This window comes from Ruegeria sp. AF8 (genome assembly GCF_056541825.1).
Genome location: NZ_JBQFYW010000079.1, coordinates 1 through 937, shown reverse-complemented (window position 1 = coordinate 937; position 937 = coordinate 1). Strand labels below are relative to the sequence as shown.

The 937-nt window shown below is 58.1% G+C and carries 2 protein-coding genes; one reads left to right on the top strand and one right to left on the bottom strand.

Annotated features, from left to right (window positions below):
- The coding region (locus ACR0AO_RS25455) for a radical SAM protein (protein WP_480609835.1) at nucleotides 1–739 on the top strand (739 nt) is incomplete at its 5' end.
- On the opposite strand, the gene ACR0AO_RS25450 is transcribed toward ACR0AO_RS25455, so the two are convergent.
- Nucleotides 721–937, bottom strand: a 217-nt coding sequence (locus ACR0AO_RS25450) for a helix-turn-helix domain-containing protein (protein WP_480609832.1), incomplete at its 5' end; no start/stop codon positions are given. The two genes, ACR0AO_RS25455 and ACR0AO_RS25450, sit on opposite strands and share 19 nt — an antisense overlap.

Here is a 937-nt window from a genome sequence, read left to right as displayed (position 1 = left end):
TCAGATCAAGCGGCTGGTGGATCGGGGCTATCATGAGGTGGTGCTAACCGGCGTTGACCTGACCTCATGGGGGACCGATCTGCCTGCGCAGCCGAAACTGGGCGATCTGGTGATGCGTATTCTAAAACTGGTGCCGGACTTGGCTCGCCTGAGGATCAGTTCGATCGACTCGATCGAAGTGGACGAGAATCTGATGCAGGCCATCGCAACCGAACAACGCCTGATGCCGCATCTGCACCTGTCGCTTCAGCATGGCGACGATCTGATCCTGAAGCGCATGAAACGCCGCCACCTGCGCGACGATGCCATTCGATTTACTGAAGAGGCCCGGAAACTGCGCCCCGACATGACCTTTGGTGCCGACATCATCGCAGGTTTCCCGACCGAGACCGAAGCGCATTTCGAGAACTCGCTGAAACTGGTTACCGATTGCGATCTGACCTGGCTGCATGTTTTCCCATATTCGAAACGCGAAGGCACTCCAGCGGCTCGCATCCCGCAGCAGGTGAACGGCAATGTAATCAAGGATCGCGCAGCCCGTCTGCGTGCGGCTGGGGACGTTCAGGTCAGGAAACACCTGTCAGATCAGGTCGGCAAAACCCACCGGATCCTGATGGAGAACCCGCATATGGGGCGGACGGAACAATTCACCGAAGTTACGTTCAATGCACCTCAGCCCGAAGGCCAGATCGTAACCGCCCGAGCCATTGGGGCGATTGATCACAGTTTGGTTGTCTGAAGGTCCGCAGCCTCGCCATCTGCGATAAGCAATTCTTCCATGAATACGCTTATCAGCTGCGCTCGCCCGTCAACCCCGGCTTTGGCATAGATCGAGGCGGTCTGCGCGCGCACGGTTCCTACGGCCCGCCCCCGGATGCGCGCGATGTTTTCGTTATCCAGCCCTTTCAGAACCAATAGACCCACATCACGCTCGGCA